Source organism: Pantoea sp. SoEX, from assembly GCF_009829945.1.
Classification (GTDB): Bacteria; Pseudomonadota; Gammaproteobacteria; order Enterobacterales; family Enterobacteriaceae; genus Pantoea_C.
In genome coordinates this window covers 138929-155951 of the sequence record NZ_SZZT01000001.1, presented here as the reverse complement: position 1 = coordinate 155951, position 17023 = coordinate 138929, and the positions used below count along the sequence as shown (strand labels likewise).

The window sequence follows — 17023 nt, the reverse complement described above, 5'->3', positions numbered from 1 at the left end:
ACAATAATGTTATTGTACTATATTAAATAACTTTAGTTAATTTATAAAAATGAGCATACTAGTAAAACTTAAAAATGTATCAATTATATATGGCAGCAGACATGTATTATCAAATATTAATATCTCATTAAAATCAAATCATATTTTAACATTAATGGGTCCTAATGGAGCAGGAAAATCTACTTTAGTACATGTAATATTAAATTTATTAACTCCATCATCTGGTGAAATTACTAGAATAAAAGGATTAAAAATAGGTTATGTTCCACAAAAGCTTTATATTGATAAAACCTTACCTATTACAGTTAAAAGATTTATGCAGTTATCTTATAGTAATGATGATAATATTTTATTAGCTCTCACGAGAGTTCATGCTAGTCATTTATTGAATACGCCATTGCAAAAACTATCTGGAGGAGAAATTCAACGAATTTTGATATCTAGATCTATGTTAAACAAACCACAATTATTGGTTTTAGATGAACCAACTCAAGGAATGGATATACAGGGTCAAACTGCAACATATGATTTAATTGATGAATTACGGCAAGAATTTAATTGCGGTGTTTTAATGGTTTCTCATGATCTTCATTTAGTAATGGCAAAAACTGATGAAGTGGTGTGTCTTAATGGTCATATATGTTGTTCTGGTAGTTCAAAATCAATATCCCAACATCCAGCGTTTATATCAATGTTTGGCTTACAAGATATTCAACAATTAGCAATTTATCGTCATTATCATCGCAATTATTGCAAAACTCATAAAACTAATTTTAATAAAAAAAATAAGGATTATAATGATTGATATTTTTTTCCCAGCATGGATAGGGGCTATAATATTAGTACTAGCAGCTAGTCCTTTAGGATGTTTTATTATTTGGCATAGGTTATCTTGTTTTGGTGATACGTTAGCACATTCTTCAATACTTGGTGTTGCACTAGGTTTATTATTAAATATTAATCCATACTATACTTTAATTATTCTTGTGATACTTATAACATTAAGTTTAATAACAATCGAAAATCGCCCTCAGTTAACTATGGACACTTTTTTAGGAATTATAGCACACGGTTCATTATCTTTAGGTCTAGTAATTGTTAGTTTAATATCTAATGTCAGAGTAAATTTAATTACTTATTTATTTGGAGATTTATTGGCAATCACCTACAATGATATATGCATAATATGCATTACCACTATTTTTGTGTTAATAATATTAATTTGGAAATGGTGTCCATTATTATTAATATCAATAAACAAAGAAATAGCAAGAGTTGATGGAATAAATGTAAAAAATGAACGTTTGATTTTAATGTTTTTAACAGCAACACTAATCAGTATAGCAGTAAAATTTGTAGGAGCTTTAATTGTTACTTCGTTACTTATTATTCCAGCTGCTACCGCAAGATACCTTGCTAAATCTCCGGAGCAAATGGCTATTATAGCAATTATAATAGGAGTGATTTCAGTTACCTGTGGTTTAGCTTTATCAGCTTTATATGATACACCAGCTGCTCCTTCTATAGTATTATGTTGTACCTGTCTTTTCATCTTAAGCATTTTCTGGAATAGAAATTAATTGTATTATTTTTGTTTATCATACAGTAAACCTAAATGATTATATGCTTTATGCGTTGCTATACGACCTCTAGGAGTTCTTCTAATAAATCCCTTATAAATGAGAAATGGTTCAATAATATCTTCAACCATTTCCCGTTTTTCACCAATTGCTGATGAAATATTATCTAGCCCAACTGGTCCCCCCATGAAGTTATCTATTATGATTAAGAGAAATTTACGGTCCATGTAATCAAAGCCTTCTTTATCAATTTTTAACATTTCAAGTGCATTAGTTGATACTTCTTTATTTATATTACTATTTGAATAAACATCAGCAAAATCTCTAACACGTCTTAATAGACGATTTGCAATTCTAGGGGTACCACGTGAACGGTATGCAATTTCTAAAGCACCTTCTTCATTTATGGTTAAACTTAAAAAATTGGCAGTTCTAATTATAATATTTTTAAGATCTTGTATATTATAAAATTCCAGACGTTGAACAATACCAAAACGATCATGTAGAGGTGATGTTAAAGATCCGACACGAGTGGTAGCTCCAATTAAAGTAAAAGGTGGTAATTCAAGTTTAATAGAACGAGCCGATGGTCCTTCACCAAGGATAATATCTAATCTGTAGTCTTCCATAGCAGGATAGAGCATTTCTTCTAGCGTTGGTGATAGACGATGAATTTCATCAATGAAAAGAACACCTTTAGGTTCAAGGTTAGTTAGTATTGCAGCTAGATCTCCTGCTTTTTCTAGTACTGGTCCTGAAGTAATGCATAAAGTAGAGTTCATTTCATTAGCGATAACATTTGCTAAAGTTGTTTTGCCTAATCCAGGTGGTCCAAAAATTAACAAATGATCTAAAGCATTACCACGTAATTTTGCAGCTTTTATAAAAATTTCCATTTGATTACGTACTTGTTTTTGACCAATGTATTCTTTTAGAACTTTAGGTCGAATACTCTTTTCCTTACTTTGTTCTTCTTTGTTTAGAATCGCATTAGTAACTAAAGTATCACGTTCTATCATACTTATGCCTCAAATAATATTACGTAGTGCTGTTTTTATTAATACTTCACAGCTTTTTTCATCAGATTTACCTAATTTAATTATCATATTTTTAGCTTCTTGAGATTTATAACCTAATGCTATTAAAGCGGAAATTGCTTCAGCTTCTACATCAGTAATATTTGTTGATAATTTTGAATTTATAATATTAAATTCTGAATTTACTTTAAACAAATCATTATATATTTTTTTAAACGCATCTTTCATTTCAATAATTAAATGTATTGCAGTTTTTTTTCCTACTCCAGGAAGCTTAACTAGAGCATTTATTTCTTCTTTTTCTACAGAAGAAACAAATTGCTGAGCTGACATACTAGAAAGTATCGACAAAGCCAGTTTAGGACCAACTCCATTTACTTTTATTAGTTCCCGAAATAATATGCGTTCTTTTTGACTAGTAAAACCGAATAATAACTGAACATCTTTTTTTACTACAAAATGAGTAAAAATAGTTACTATATTATTAATTTCAGGTAGTTTATAAAAACAAGTCATTGGCATATTTATTTCATAACCTATGCCACAAACTTCAATTAAAACTATCGGAGGATGTTTTTCTAAAATATTGCCTTTTAATTGACCTATCACTAAATTCATTTCCTTAGAAATAAAAATTCGCAAAATTTTAAATATTATTTGTTAATTAATATATTGTTTATTTTGAGACATATGATGATGAGTAACAGCAACAGCTAATGCATCAGATGCATCAACTGAAGGCTTATTAGATAACTTTAATAACATTTTGATCATATATTGCACTTGATTTTTTTCTGCATGTCCTACTCCAACTATAGTTTTTTTTACCTGATTAGCTGTATATTCAAACATGGGTAGATTAAAATTTACGGCAGCAACTATAGCTGCACCTCTTGCTTGTCCTAATTTTAGTGCTGAATAAGCGTTTTTTGACATAAAAATTTGTTCTATAGCAAAACAATCAGGTGAAAATTCTGTAATAATTTTATTTAAACCGTTATAAATTAATTTTAGGCTAGTTGATAGTTCAGTTGTATTTGTCAAAATACAACCGCTACTAATATAGCTAACCTCTCGATTATGTTGATAAATAATACCATATCCAGTAAAACGGCAACCAGGATCAATACCCAAAATAATAGACATAAAATTTCTAATTTAAAATATTTATATTGATGAATAAAATTTTAATATTATTAATATGATTTATTTTCTATGATTTGAATTCCCAATTCTAATAAGGAATTTGGTTCTATTTCAGCAGGAGTGCTAGTCATTAAACAGCTACCAGCAGTGGTTTTAGGAAATGCTATAACATCACGTATATTAGTTGTATCTGTTAATAACATTACTATACGATCTAAACCAAAAGCGATACCTGCATGAGGTGGAGTACCAAATTTTAATGCTTCAAGAAAAAAACCAAATTTAATTTTTTGTTCGTGTTCTGAAATACTCAAAATATCAAATACAGCTTTTTGTACTGTAAAATCGTCAATCCTAGCTGATCCACTGCCAATTTCATATCCATTAATTACTAAATCATATGAATTAGATATTACAGAAATTGGTTCTGTTCTTAATTTTTCTAAACAATTAAATTTAGGTGCAGTAAACGGATGATGTGTTGCACATAAATATCCTTTATCATCTTCAGTAAACATAGGAAAATCAATAACCCAAACAGGAGTAAAAATATTATTAGATAATTTTAAATCTTTACCTAATTTAATACGTAATGCACCTAGTGCATTTGTTGTTTTTTCAATACTGTTAGCAATTATTATTAATGAATCTCCATCTTTTGCATTGGTTCTTGCAATAATATTTTCAGTAATATCTTTGTCAAAAATCTTTGTAGTCGAACCTTGAAAACCTATTGAACCGTCTTCATGTTTATTTATCTTAATATAGATTAATTTTTCAATCCCATATTTTTTGATTAAATTTTCATATTCATCAATTTGTTTTCTACTGAGTTTTGTTCCATTAGGTATGCATATTGTAGCAGTACGATTTTTTATATTATTTACTTTCATTCCAAATAATTTAAAATCACTATTTTTAAAAAGATCATTAATATCTATTATTTGCATAGGATTACGTAAATCTGGTTTATCTGAACCATAGCGGCGCATTGCTTCATGAAAAGTTATTTCTGGAAATTTACCTAATTCTATTCCTTTTATATTTTGCCAAATATCTCTGATTAATCGTTCTGTAGTTGCACGTATCTGATTTGATGTCACAAATGAAGATTCTATATCAATTTGTGTAAACTCTTGCTGACGATCTGATCTTAAATCTTCATCTCGAAAACATTTAACAATTTGATAATATCTATCCAATCCGCCAATCATCAGTAATTGTTTAAATAATTGGGGAGATTGTGGCAAGGAGTAAAATTTACCTTTATGTATACGGCTCGGAACTAAATAATCTCGCGCACCTTCTGGAGTTGTTTTAGTTAAAATTGGTGTTTCAATATCTAGGAAACCTTCACGTTGCATAAAATTACGAATTAAATGGGTAATTTTAGAACGAGAAATTAATCTTTTTGTAAATTCTGGACGACGTAAATCCAAATATCTATATTTAAGATAAGTTTCCTCTTTGCTATGTTGATGAAAATCTAATGGCAAAGGTTTTGATTTATTAATTACTTTAAAAAAATCAGCCAGGATTTCTATTTTTCCTGTTTTCATTTTTAAATTTATATTTTTTTCCCCGCGACTACGTACTATTCCAGTTACTTGAACACAAAATTCATTTCTTACTTCAGAAACTAGTTCAAAAATGTTTTTAGAATTATTATATTCAAAAAGTACTTGTACTATGCCTTCACGATCTCTAATTTCTATAAAAATCATATTACCAAAATTGCGAACACTATTCACCCATCCACAAACAGTTATTTTTTTCCCTATATGAACAGTATTTATTTGGCCACAGTATATAGTACGCATAACAAACGCTTATCCTTTTATTTACTGCTACTAAGTAATAAATATAATATTAAGTAATTTTTTTATTGAAATCAATAATATTTTATTTAATAATATTATCATAAATATAATGAATAATTTATATTCTTTGTCAAAAAATTTTATGAAAAATATCCTTTTATAATATTTTAATTAAAAATTATTTATTTTCATAGAAAAGAAATAAATAAAAGACAATATTTTATAAAATCACTAAATTGGTTATAGTTAGTGATTTTAAAGCATCAAATACAATTTGATTAATAATTATTTTTATGGTTTTAAAAATGAGAAAAAGAGATACATTATATTCAACTCCAATTTCAAAAATAGGAGATTGGATATTTGATGATAAAATAGCAAAAGTATTTCCTGATATGATCCAACGTTCAGTACCTGGATATTCTAATATAATTTCTATGATCGGTATATTGGCAAGAGATTTTGTTAAGTCCAAAAGTAATATATATGACTTAGGATGTTCTTTAGGATCAGCAACATTATCTGTTTGCTGTAATACTACGATAACTGACTGTACTATCATTGCAGTTGATAATTCTGCAGATATGATAAAAGAATGTCGTCGTTATGTTAATAATTTTAATGCTAAACTAAAAATAGTAATTATAGAATCTGATATTTTGGATATCAAAATTGAAAATGCTTCTATGGTTATACTTAATTTTACTTTACAGTTTCTAAAACCTTCTAAACGATTAAAATTGATGCAAAATATTTGGAAAGGTTTGAATCCTTGTGGAATATTAGTACTATCAGAAAAAATAAATTTTGAAGATAATAAAATTAATAAATTAATATCCAATATGCATTATAATTTTAAAATTGCTAATGATTACAGTGTATTACAAATTAGGCAAAAGAATAAAATGTTAAAAAATGTTATGTCAGTAGATAGTATAAAAACACATAAAAATAGATTGATAAAAGCTGGTTTTGCACATGTAGATGTTTGGTTTCAATGTTTTAATTTTGGTTCATTAGTAGCATTAAAATGATTAATTTTGAAGAACTTTATGCACAATTAGCATCTAGTCCTTTATCATATTGGTTAAAATCATTAAAATTGCAAATGAACAATTGGGAAAAAAGTCAATTACATGGAAATTTTCATGAATGGTTTAAATCAGTTGAATACCTTCCATTATTAGAACCAAAATATTTAGACTTATTATCTTGTATTAAAGCTGATAATGATGAGATTAATCATATTCAACGTCAAGGAATTAAAAATCTACTATATAATCTTATGCCATGGCGGAAAGGGCCATATTCACTGTATGGAATAGAAATTGATAGCGAATGGCGTTCAAATTGGAAATGGGAAAGACTTTTACAACATATATCTTCATTAGAAAACAAAACAGTTTTAGATGTAGGTTGCGGTAATGGATATTATATGTGGAGAATGATAGCATATAATACTAATTTAGTAATAGGAATCGATCCTTCACAATTATGTCTAATCCAATTCGAAGCAATACGTAAATTATTACAAAATAATCGCAAATTACATATACTACCATTAAAACTAGAGCAATTGCCAAAATTAAAAGCATTTGATACAGTTTTTTCAATGGGTTTATTATATCATCAACGTTGTCCTATAAAACATATTTTTCAGCTAAAAAATCAATTAAAAAGTGGAGGAGAATTAGTTTTAGAAACACTTGTTATTAATAATAGTTTTTCTAAAGATAGACTAATACCTAAAGGTCGATATGCACAAATGAATAATGTATATTTTATTCCTTCAACTAATCTACTAAAAAAATGGTTGGAAAAAATTGATTTTGTAAACATAAGAATAGTTAGCTCTGTAACAACTACTTATGAAGAACAACGTACTACTGAATGGATGCTTCATAGATCTCTTAATTCATTTATAAATACAAACAATGTTGCAAAAACAGTTGAAGGTTATCCCTCACCTATACGTGCTATAATATTAGCTACAAAACCTTAAGTATAAATTATAATTAAATATTTTTACTATATTAATAATATTATAGACATCACTAATCTAAATAATAAAATCAGTATTATAAGCTTATATTAGGAATAAAAAATGATATTTGATTTTGATCAGCAAATAGAACGTCGTTATAGTGATAGTATTAAATGGAACAAATATAAAGGTAAAGATATCATACCTTTATGGATTGCTGATACAGATTTTAAATCACCGAAATGTATTATAGATGCAATTAACAATAGAGTATCACATGGTGTTTTTGGATATGGAAAAAAACCAACTTCACTAGTTAATATATTTATTGATTACGTACAAAAAAAATTTAATTGGGAATTAAAACCAGAATGGATTGTGGTATTACCAGGAGTGGTAAGTGGGTTAAATTTATCTGTACGTGCTTTTACTAATGAATATGAAAGGGTTATTACTCCTATTCCAATTTATCCTCCTTTTCGCAAAGCAGCAAAATTAGCTAATCGAGATCAGTTAAATATACCTCTGGTATTACAAAACAGACGTTGGGTTTTAGATATGAATATTGTTAAATCTAAAATGAATCGTAAAGAAAAATTATTTATGTTATGTAATCCGCAAAATCCTGGAGGTACTGTTTATAGATATGAAGAACTAATAGAACAATTAACTTTTGCACAGCAAAATAATCTAATAGTTTGTTCAGATGAAATTCATTGTGATTTAGTTCTTGAACTAGATGTAAAACACATACCTTTTGGTTCTTTAAATAATGATGCTGAACAACGCAGTATTACATTGATGTCTCCTTCAAAATCTTTTAATATTGCTGGATTAGGTGCCTCTATAGCAATTATTCCTAATAAATATTTAAGAAATAAATTTTTACAAGCCAGGCAAGGCATTGTACCAGAAGTTAATATTATTGCTCTTGTAGCTGCTGAAGCAGCATGGCTTCATGGTAATCAATGGCTAGAATCCTTAATTAATTATTTAAGAAATAATAGAAATTTTTTAGTATCTCAAATAAATTTAATGCCCAAATTATCAATGGTATCACCAGAAGCTACATACCTAGGGTGGATAGATATTAGTCACTTAGAAATACAGGATCCAATAACTTATTTTGAAAATTACGGATTAGGTTTTTCATCAGGACTAGAATTTGGTAATAATAACTTTATCCGTTTTAATTTTGGTTGTAACCGTATTACTTTAGAAAAAGCTATAGGTAGACTTAAATACGCATTAACAAAATCTGATATATCTTAAGATAAATAATTTATAATTTAAATAATATTATTAATACTTATCAATTATTTTTATTAATTATTACATAAATAATAAAAATTTTATTCCACAGCATATTATGTCATATAATTTCTATTATTAAAAACATCTATTATTTTATAAGTAACTTTTTTAAATTATTGCTAGTAAAAATATTAAACTATGATAAAGTTAGATTTTAAATTAAAAATAAGGTTTAACTATTTGAATATTCAACTGTTAATTTCGAAAAAAGTTAGTGAAGCAATGATTTTAGCTGGTATACCTAAAATAAATTGTGAGCCTCAAGTTCGTCAAACATCTACAATAAAATTTGGACATTATCAAGTAGATGGAATTATATGTTTGGCTAAAAAAATAGGTATATCATCTATATCATTAGCTAATGATATTATTAATAATCTTGATTTAAAAGGCATAGCTACAAAAGTGGAAGTTGCTGGCATAGGCTTTATCAATATATTTATTAATATAAAGTGGATGGAAAAACAAGCAAAAAATATGTTAATACTTCCAAAATTAGGTATAGAAAGTATTCATACACAAACTATAGTTCTAGATTATTCTTCACCAAATGTTGCTAAAGAAATGCATGTTGGTCATTTAAGGTCAACAATTATAGGTGATACTATGGCGCGTATATTAGAATTTTTAGGCCATAAAGTTATTAGAGCTAATCACATTGGTGATTGGGGTACGCAATTTGGTATGTTAATCGCTTTTCTTAAGCAAGATAAAAATAAAAGTGATGTAGAATTATTATTAAAAGATCTTGAGGATTGTTATCGTAAAGCAAAACATTATTATGAAAAAGATCCATTATTTGCTGAAAAAGCAAGAAGCTATGTTTTGAAGTTGCAAAAAGGTGATCAAGATTGTCTTGTTATGTGGGAAAAAATAGTTAATATCAGCATTGAACAAAATCAAAAAATATACGATCGTTTAAATGTAACACTTAGTTATAAAGATATTATGGGAGAGAGTAAATATAATGACATGCTACCTGGAATTGTTGATGATTTAAAAATGAGAGGATTAGCAGTAAAAAGTAGAGGAGCTATCGTTGTTATTCTAGATGAATTCAAGAATAAGCAAGGAGAAGCCATGGGAGTCATTGTTCAAAAAAAAGACGGAGCATACCTATATTCTACTATCGATATTGCATGTGCTAAGTATAGATATGAAAAACTAAAAGCAGATCGTATTATTTATTATACAGATTCACGTCAACATCAACATTTACTGCAAGTTTGGGCTATTGTAAAAAAAGCAGGATATATTCCCGATCATGTTTCTCTTGAACATCATATGTTTGGTATGATTTTAGATAAAAATCACAATCCATTTAAAACTAGGTCTGGTGATACCATAAAATTATCTCATTTACTAGACGAAGCATTTGAAAAAGCTTATATATTAGTAAAAAATAAAAATTCTAATATTAGTAATGAAGAAGCTCAAAATATAGCAGAATCTATTGGAATTAGTGCAGTTAAATATTCAGAGTTGTCGAAAAATAGAATGACTGATTATGTCTTTAATTGGGATCAAATGTTAACATTTGAAGGTAATACAGCTCTATATATGCAATATGCTTATACACGCTTACTTTCTATATTTCGTAAGTCAAGAATTGAAGTTAATTTATTAGATACAGAAATAATCATTACTAATGATAAAGAACATATGTTGATTATGTGCATATTACAATTTGAAGAAGCAGTTACTCAAGTAGCTAATAAAGGAACACCTCATATAATTTGTAATTATTTATATAATTTAACAGGAAAATTTTCTAGTTTTTATGAAAGTTGTCCTATTTTAAATACTAAAAATCAATCAATTAAATATAGTCGTTTGCAATTATCTTTTTTAACATCTAAAGTATTATTCCAATGTTTTAATATTCTAGGTATTAAAATTTTGAACTCTATGTAATAGATATATAATATCTAATTTAACTTTATATAATAAAATTATTAATTAACTAATTGTTTAAAAATTAAAAAATTTATTAAGCATTAAAATAATTTCTTAAAATGTATGTGAAAAGTAATTTATTTACTATATTTGTTATTTATAATATGAAACAGAGGTGAGATGTCCGAGTGGTTTAAGGAGCACGTCTGGAAAATGTGTATACATAAAAGGTATCGAGGGTTCGAATCCCTCTCTCACCGCCAAAAATTAACACATATAGTTTGCTCTTTATTTCTAAAAGCAAACTATATAATAAATTTATTCTGAATGAGTTTTTACAGCAGAGTCAAAACGTTTGATTACTGTAGTAGATGGTTTATTACCTGTGAAACTAAAAATTATTATAGCTATGCTAGAAAAAATAAATCCAGGAATTATTTCATATAATTTAGTCCATCCATAATGTTTCCATAATAATACAGTAAGAGCTCCCACTATCATCCCTGCTAATGCTCCATTTCTATTCATATTTCTCCAACAAACACTAAAAAGTACTACCGGACCAAACGCAGCGCCAAAACCTGCCCAAGCATAACTTACTAAACTTAATATCATATTATTGGGATTTTCAGCTAAAATTATTGCAATAATTGATATTAATAAAACCATAAAACGTCCTACCCATACTAGTTCATTTTGATTAGCATTTTTACGCAAAAAGTTTTTATATAGATCTTCTGTTAAAGCACTAGAGCAGACTAAAAGCTGACAACTTAAAGTGGACATAATAGCTGCAAGAATTGCAGAAAGTAATATTCCAGAAATCCATGGATTAAATAATAAACGTGCTATTTCAATAAATACTCTTTCGCTATTTTCAATAACTGAAGTTGATTGTTCAGGATGATTTTCAAAATATGCAATACCAAAAAAACCAACAGATATTGCACCTAATAAACACAATATCATCCAGGTCATACTAATTCTGCGTGCTACTAATATCGAATGATGAGATTTTGCTGCCATAAAACGTGCTAGAATATGAGGCTGACCAAAATAACCTAACCCCCATCCTAAAAGAGAAATTATTTGAACAATGCTTAAATCTTTAACCATATCAACATTTGATAAACTTTTTGCTTCAATTACGGATATTGCATTATTTATTCCACCTGATGAACTAATAACAATAATAGGAGTAATTATTAATGCAAAAATCATTAAAGTAGCTTGTACAGTATCTGTCCAACTAACTGCAAGAAATCCTCCAACAAGAGTGTATACAATAGTAGTAATTGCACCTATAATCAAAGCATACTGATAGCTAACATGAAAAGTAGTTTCAAATAATCTTGCTCCAGCTACAATGCCAGAAGAACAATAAATTGTAAAAAAAACTAAAATAATAATGGCAGATATAACTCTTAAAATTTTACTATCATCTTCAAAACGGTTAGTAAAAAAATCTGGTAGTGTTAATGCATCATTATGATGTTCTGTTTGTAAACGTAACCTACTAGCAACTATTTTCCAATTCAGCCAAGCTCCAATGATTAAACCAATAGCTATCCAACTTTCAGAAATACCTGAAATATAAATTGCTCCAGGTAATCCCATTAATAGCCATCCACTCATATCAGATGCTCCAGCAGATAAGGCAGTTACTATACTTCCCAAACTTCTCCCACCTAAAATATAATCATCAAAATTTTTGGTTGAATAATAACCCATAAAACCTATTATTAACATTGCAATAATATAAACTACAAAGGTAACTACCATAGGAACCATTAAAGTCATAATATGATCTCCAATGTATTAAACAATTTATTTTAAAAATAAATTGTTTATAATTTGTAAATAATTATTTATTTTTTTATATATTTTTATATGTGAAAATCTAAATCTAGCCTGAAAAGCATACTATAATGTGGTATATTAAACATATGTATTAATAAATTTCATTTAAATTACTATGAAATAAATAATTTATAAATTGTATTATTAAGATATAAATTTAAATATATTAAAAAGCAGTTCAAATAACTGCATTGATTTCATTTTTATATTATTAATATTTTATTGTAAATAATAGTAAAAATATAACAAATAACATAAAAATTATTATAATTAAATATTCAATTATATATTAATAAGAAAATAAAATTTGTTAATTTTGTTAAATTAAGGAGTATTTATAAAATACTCAAGGGGTATTGAAATCATGGGGATAATAACCATGGGTATAACACTAGATAATAACATTAATAAGCGCATTAAAATAGCAGCTAAAAATGTAAATAAGACACCATATTTGTTAATAAAACAAGCTATATTAAATTATTTAATTGAAATTGAATCTGGAGAAATTCTATCGAAAATTTCTGATTGTCACAATTCTATCAATAATGATAATTACGAAATATCTAATCAAATATATCAACCTTTTTCAGAATTAGCTGAACAAATTTTAACTCAATCATCCATTAGATCAATTATAACATCAAAATGGTGCTCTCCCGAAACAGAATTAATACCCATATTATTAGAACAATCACGCTTTGATGAAGATTTAAACAAAAAAATTTATAAATTAGCTTGGAAACTTTCTAATAAATTAAGAAACGATATTAACAATAAAAATAAAAGTTCTGGAATAGTACAAAGTTTACTAAAAGAATTTCCTTTATCATCTACAGAAGGTACTGCTTTAATGTGCTTAGCAGAAGCAGTTCTACGTATTCCTGATAATCAAACTCGTGATATATTAATTCAAGATAAAATAAATAAAGGTGAATGGAAATTACATATAGGTAATAATGATTCTTTACTAGTTAACATTATGACTCGTGGTTTAGTATTTATTAAAAAATTAATAAATAATGAAAATAAATTATCAATTCCATTATATAAAAAATTTATATATAAAATATACAAAAATAGTAACCCGATAATTCGTACGGTTGTAAATAAAGCAATACGTATTATAGGGACACAATTTGTAATAGGTGAAAATATAAATACTGCAATCAAAAATTCCCGTAAATTAGAAAAAACAGGATTTTGTTATTCTTATGACATGTTAGGTGAAGCTGCTTTAACTGCTAGTGATGCTAAAAATTATTTGATATCCTATAAAAATGCTATTCATGCTATTGGAAAATCTTCTAAAGATCTTGGAGTTTATGATGGACCTGGTATTTCAATAAAGTTATCTGCACTTCATCCACGTTATAATCGTAGCCAATACTTACGTGTTATGGAAGAACTTTATCCAAATTTAAAATCATTAATATTACTAGCTAATTCTTATAATATAGGAATAAATATTGATGCAGAAGAATCTGATCGGCTTGAATTATCTTTAGACTTATTGGAAAAAATATGTTTTGAACCAGAATTAAAAAATTGGAATGGTATTGGATTTGTTATTCAAGCATATATGAAAAGATGTCCTTTTGTAATAGATGAATTGATTAATTTAGCTAGACGTAGTAAACACCGTATTATGGTACGTCTTGTAAAAGGTGCTTATTGGGATACTGAAATTAAACGTGCTCAGGTAGAAGGTATTGAAGATTATCCAGTATATACTAGAAAAATATATACTGATATTTCATATATAGCTTGCGCAAAGAAATTATTATCAGTGCCCGATTTAATATATCCGCAATTTGCTACTCATAATGCTCATACTTTAGCTGCTATATATTATTTAGCGGGAAGTGATTATTATAAAGGACAATATGAATTTCAGTGTTTATATGGTATGGGAGAAACCATGTATAAAGAAATAGTGGGTAATTTAAATAATATCAATCGCCCATGTCGTATATATGCTCCTGTTGGCACTTATAAAACACTATTAGCTTATTTAGTACGTCGTTTATTAGAAAACGGTGCTAATACTTCATTTGTTAATAGAATAGTCGATAAATCTATTCCTATTGATGAATTGATTGCTGATCCAACAACTTTAGTAGAAAATATTGGTAAAAATGAAGGTCAGATTGGTTTATCTAATCCTAAAATCCCTTTACCTAAAGATTTATATGGGATAAATAGAAAAAATTCAAAAGGTATTAACATCAATAATGAACAATCATTAACTAAAATTTCAAAAGACTTATTAAAGAGCACTGAAACTTTCTATTCAGCAGTACCTATAGTAAATTTTCAATTATCTTCAACGAATAAAGAGAGTCTGGTAATTAATCCTGCTATTCCAAGCGATATTGTAGGAAAAGTGCGCGAAGCTAGTAATCAAGAAATATCAAAAGCAATAGAAAATTCTGTACATGCAGGAATATTATGGTCTTCAAAATTGCCTAAAGAAAGATCTGCAATTCTAGAATGTGCTGCTAAAATTATGCAGAGTAAAATGAACACTCTAATAGGGATTTTAATACGTGAGTCTGGTAAAACTTATAGTAATTCTATAGCTGAAGTTCGTGAAGCAATTGATTTCATTTTTTATTATTCTAGCATAATAAAAAATAACTTTAATAATGAAAACCACTTACCTTTAGGACCAGTAGTTTGTATTAGCCCATGGAATTTTCCTTTAGCTATTTTTACAGGTCAAATTACTGCTGCACTAGCAGTAGGAAATAGTGTTTTAGCTAAACCAGCAGAACAAACACCATTAATTGCTGCACAAGTAGTTGATATTTTTCTAAATGCAGGAATTCCTAGAGGTGTGCTTCAATTATTATTTGGATCTGGTAAAAAAATAGGAAAAACATTATTAAGTAATGAAAAAATTCAAGGGGTTTTATTTACTGGTTCCACTGAAGTAGCAAAGAACATACAACAGAACATAGCTGGACGTATAGATAAACAAGGACATCATATACCTTTAATTGCAGAAACTGGAGGAATCAACTCAATGATTGTTGACTCTTCTGCTCTTACTGAACAAGTTGTAATAGATGTTATCTCATCAGCGTTTGACAGTGCTGGTCAAAGATGTTCAGCTTTACGTTTATTATGTATACAAGAAGAAGTAGCTGATCGTACTATAGAAATGTTATCTGGTGCCATGGCAGAATATACAATAAGTAATCCTGATATTTTGTGTACTGACATTGGTCCTATTATTGATATAAAAGCTACAAAATATATTAATAATCATATTGAATGTATGCGTGATAAAGGATTTAAAATCTATCAGGCATCTTTAAACAATAAATATAAAAAAAATAAGTCATTACTAAGTAATAACTTTATAAAACCAACTTTAATTGAAATAGATAACATAAGCGATTTAAAAGAAGAAATATTTGGTCCAGTATTACATATTCTTAGATTTAAGAAAAACAATTTATTAAAATTAATAGAACAAATTAACATGTTAGGATATGGATTAACACTAGGTTTACATACTAGAATAGATGATACCATTAATAAAGTGATTTTAAAAGCTAAAGTTGGTAATTTATATGTTAATCGTAATATGATTGGTGCAGTAGTAGGAGTTCAACCTTTTGGTGGGGAAGGATTATCAGGTACTGGACCAAAAGCAGGAGGACCATTATATCTTTATCGTTTATTATCAGATTATCCAAACAATACAATATATTCAATATTAGATGTAAATAATGGTAATTATAATAATATAGAAAACAAAGTAAGTGATGATTTACTTTTGCCATTTTATGCATTTAAAGAATGGTCTGAAACTAAGCCATGGCTTTCATCTTTATGTTTGAGGTATTATAATTTATCAAGATCTGGATTTTTAATTAATCTAAAAGGTCCTACAGGAGAACAAAATACTATTTCACTATTACCTAGGAAAAAAGTTTTTTGTATAGCTGATAATAGGAAAGATATATTAATTCAACTAACTGCTATTCTTAGTATAGGTAGTAAAATTATTTGGCAGGATGATAAATTACATAGAGACATATTTAATAACTTACCAGATGAAGTTCAAAAACGTATTTCATTAACTTCAGATCCGTTTTCTTCCTATTTTGATGCTGTAATTTTTCATGGTAGTAAGGAGAATTTAAGTTTAATTTCTAAAAAAATAGCAGAAAAAATAACTACAATTATTTCAATTCAAGGATTTAATTATGGTGAAACTAATATATTGCTTGAAAGATTTCTGATAGAACGCTGTGTCAGTATCAATACTACAGCTGCTGGAGGTAATACAACTCTTATGACTATTAATTAAAATAATAGCCATGGATGGTATACATAAAATCTTTATGATGTTGTTCCATGGCATAATTTTTA

The 17023-nt window shown here is 27.4% G+C and carries 12 protein-coding genes and 1 tRNA gene; 8 read left to right on the top strand and 5 right to left on the bottom strand.

Features of this window, described 5'->3' with window-relative positions:
* The first annotated feature begins 49 nt into the window (after positions 1-49).
* Together znuC and znuB are read left to right on the top strand one after the other, a co-directional pair.
* On the top strand, positions 50-805 hold the full coding sequence (znuC, locus tag FD726_RS00675) for a zinc ABC transporter ATP-binding protein ZnuC (protein ID WP_159989663.1): 756 nt from the start codon (positions 50-52) through the stop codon (positions 803-805).
* On the top strand, positions 798-1580 hold the full coding sequence (gene znuB / locus FD726_RS00670) for a zinc ABC transporter permease subunit ZnuB (RefSeq protein ID WP_159989662.1): 783 nt from the start codon (positions 798-800) through the stop codon (positions 1578-1580). Before znuC ends, znuB begins: the two co-directional genes overlap by 8 nt.
* Positions 1581-1585: 5 nt before the next feature.
* Here znuB and ruvB read toward each other — a convergent pair whose 3' ends face one another.
* Genes ruvB through aspS form a run of 4 tightly spaced genes read right to left on the bottom strand, consistent with a single transcriptional unit; the run spans position 1586 to position 5583 of the window.
* Positions 1586-2599: a Holliday junction branch migration DNA helicase RuvB gene (ruvB, locus tag FD726_RS00665; protein ID WP_159989661.1), complete on the bottom strand. Its 1014-nt coding sequence runs from the start codon at positions 2597-2599 to the stop codon at positions 1586-1588.
* Between the two features lie 9 nt (positions 2600-2608).
* Positions 2609-3226, bottom strand: coding sequence for a Holliday junction branch migration protein RuvA (ruvA, locus tag FD726_RS00660; protein WP_159989811.1), 618 nt, complete (start codon positions 3224-3226; stop codon positions 2609-2611).
* Positions 3227-3277: 51 nt separating this feature from the next.
* The gene (gene ruvC, locus FD726_RS00655; protein WP_159989660.1) at positions 3278-3763 is read right to left on the bottom strand and encodes a crossover junction endodeoxyribonuclease RuvC; all 486 of its coding nucleotides are present in this window, start codon (positions 3761-3763) and stop codon (positions 3278-3280) included.
* 50 nt (positions 3764-3813) lie between these two features.
* Positions 3814-5583 (bottom strand): aspartate--tRNA ligase, encoded by a 1770-nt coding sequence (aspS, locus tag FD726_RS00650; protein WP_159989659.1) that lies wholly within the window; start codon positions 5581-5583, stop codon positions 3814-3816.
* 305 nt (positions 5584-5888) lie between these two features.
* Between aspS and cmoA the strand changes: the two genes are divergently transcribed.
* From cmoA to FD726_RS00625, 5 genes are all read left to right on the top strand, one after another.
* Positions 5889-6617 (top strand): carboxy-S-adenosyl-L-methionine synthase CmoA, encoded by a 729-nt coding sequence (gene cmoA, locus FD726_RS00645; protein ID WP_159989658.1) that lies wholly within the window; start codon positions 5889-5891, stop codon positions 6615-6617.
* Positions 6614-7585 carry a tRNA 5-methoxyuridine(34)/uridine 5-oxyacetic acid(34) synthase CmoB gene (gene cmoB / locus FD726_RS00640; protein WP_159989657.1) on the top strand — a complete coding sequence of 324 codons (972 nt, stop codon included), beginning with the start codon at positions 6614-6616 and terminating at the stop codon, positions 7583-7585. The genes cmoA and cmoB overlap by 4 nt, the downstream gene beginning before the upstream one ends.
* Before the next feature lie 102 nt (positions 7586-7687).
* The gene (locus FD726_RS00635) at positions 7688-8839 is read left to right on the top strand and encodes a MalY/PatB family protein (RefSeq protein ID WP_159989656.1); all 1152 of its coding nucleotides are present in this window, start codon (positions 7688-7690) and stop codon (positions 8837-8839) included.
* A 222-nt stretch (positions 8840-9061) separates the two neighbouring features.
* Positions 9062-10795, top strand: coding sequence for an arginine--tRNA ligase (gene argS / locus FD726_RS00630; protein ID WP_159989655.1), 1734 nt, complete (start codon positions 9062-9064; stop codon positions 10793-10795).
* A 156-nt stretch (positions 10796-10951) separates the two neighbouring features.
* Positions 10952-11040: transfer RNA gene (locus FD726_RS00625), tRNA-Ser, on the top strand.
* A 55-nt stretch (positions 11041-11095) separates the two neighbouring features.
* On the opposite strand, the gene putP is transcribed toward FD726_RS00625, so the two are convergent.
* Positions 11096-12577, bottom strand: coding sequence for a sodium/proline symporter PutP (gene putP, locus FD726_RS00620; protein ID WP_159989654.1), 1482 nt, complete (start codon positions 12575-12577; stop codon positions 11096-11098).
* 424 nt (positions 12578-13001) lie between these two features.
* Between putP and putA the strand changes: the two genes are divergently transcribed.
* Positions 13002-16961, top strand: coding sequence for a trifunctional transcriptional regulator/proline dehydrogenase/L-glutamate gamma-semialdehyde dehydrogenase (putA, locus tag FD726_RS00615; protein WP_159989653.1), 3960 nt, complete (start codon positions 13002-13004; stop codon positions 16959-16961).
* The last annotated feature ends 62 nt before the right edge of the window (positions 16962-17023 follow it).

Bases quoted from the DNA above. Each gene is read 5' to 3' on its own strand.
- znuC (WP_159989663.1), top strand. From the start codon at position 50: ATGAGCATACTAGTAAAACTTAAAAATGTATCAATTATATATGGCAGC.
- ruvB (WP_159989661.1), bottom strand. From the start codon at position 2,599: ATGATAGAACGTGATACTTTAGTTACTAATGCGATTCTAAACAAAGAA.
- putA (WP_159989653.1), top strand. From the start codon at position 13,002: ATGGGGATAATAACCATGGGTATAACACTAGATAATAACATTAATAAG.
- ruvC (WP_159989660.1), bottom strand. From the start codon at position 3,763: ATGTCTATTATTTTGGGTATTGATCCTGGTTGCCGTTTTACTGGATAT.
- cmoB (WP_159989657.1), top strand. From the start codon at position 6,614: ATGATTAATTTTGAAGAACTTTATGCACAATTAGCATCTAGTCCTTTA.
- znuB (WP_159989662.1), top strand. From the start codon at position 798: ATGATTGATATTTTTTTCCCAGCATGGATAGGGGCTATAATATTAGTA.
- cmoA (WP_159989658.1), top strand. From the start codon at position 5,889: ATGAGAAAAAGAGATACATTATATTCAACTCCAATTTCAAAAATAGGA.
- putP (WP_159989654.1), bottom strand. From the start codon at position 12,577: ATGACTTTAATGGTTCCTATGGTAGTTACCTTTGTAGTTTATATTATT.
- FD726_RS00635 (WP_159989656.1), top strand. From the start codon at position 7,688: ATGATATTTGATTTTGATCAGCAAATAGAACGTCGTTATAGTGATAGT.
- aspS (WP_159989659.1), bottom strand. From the start codon at position 5,583: ATGCGTACTATATACTGTGGCCAAATAAATACTGTTCATATAGGGAAA.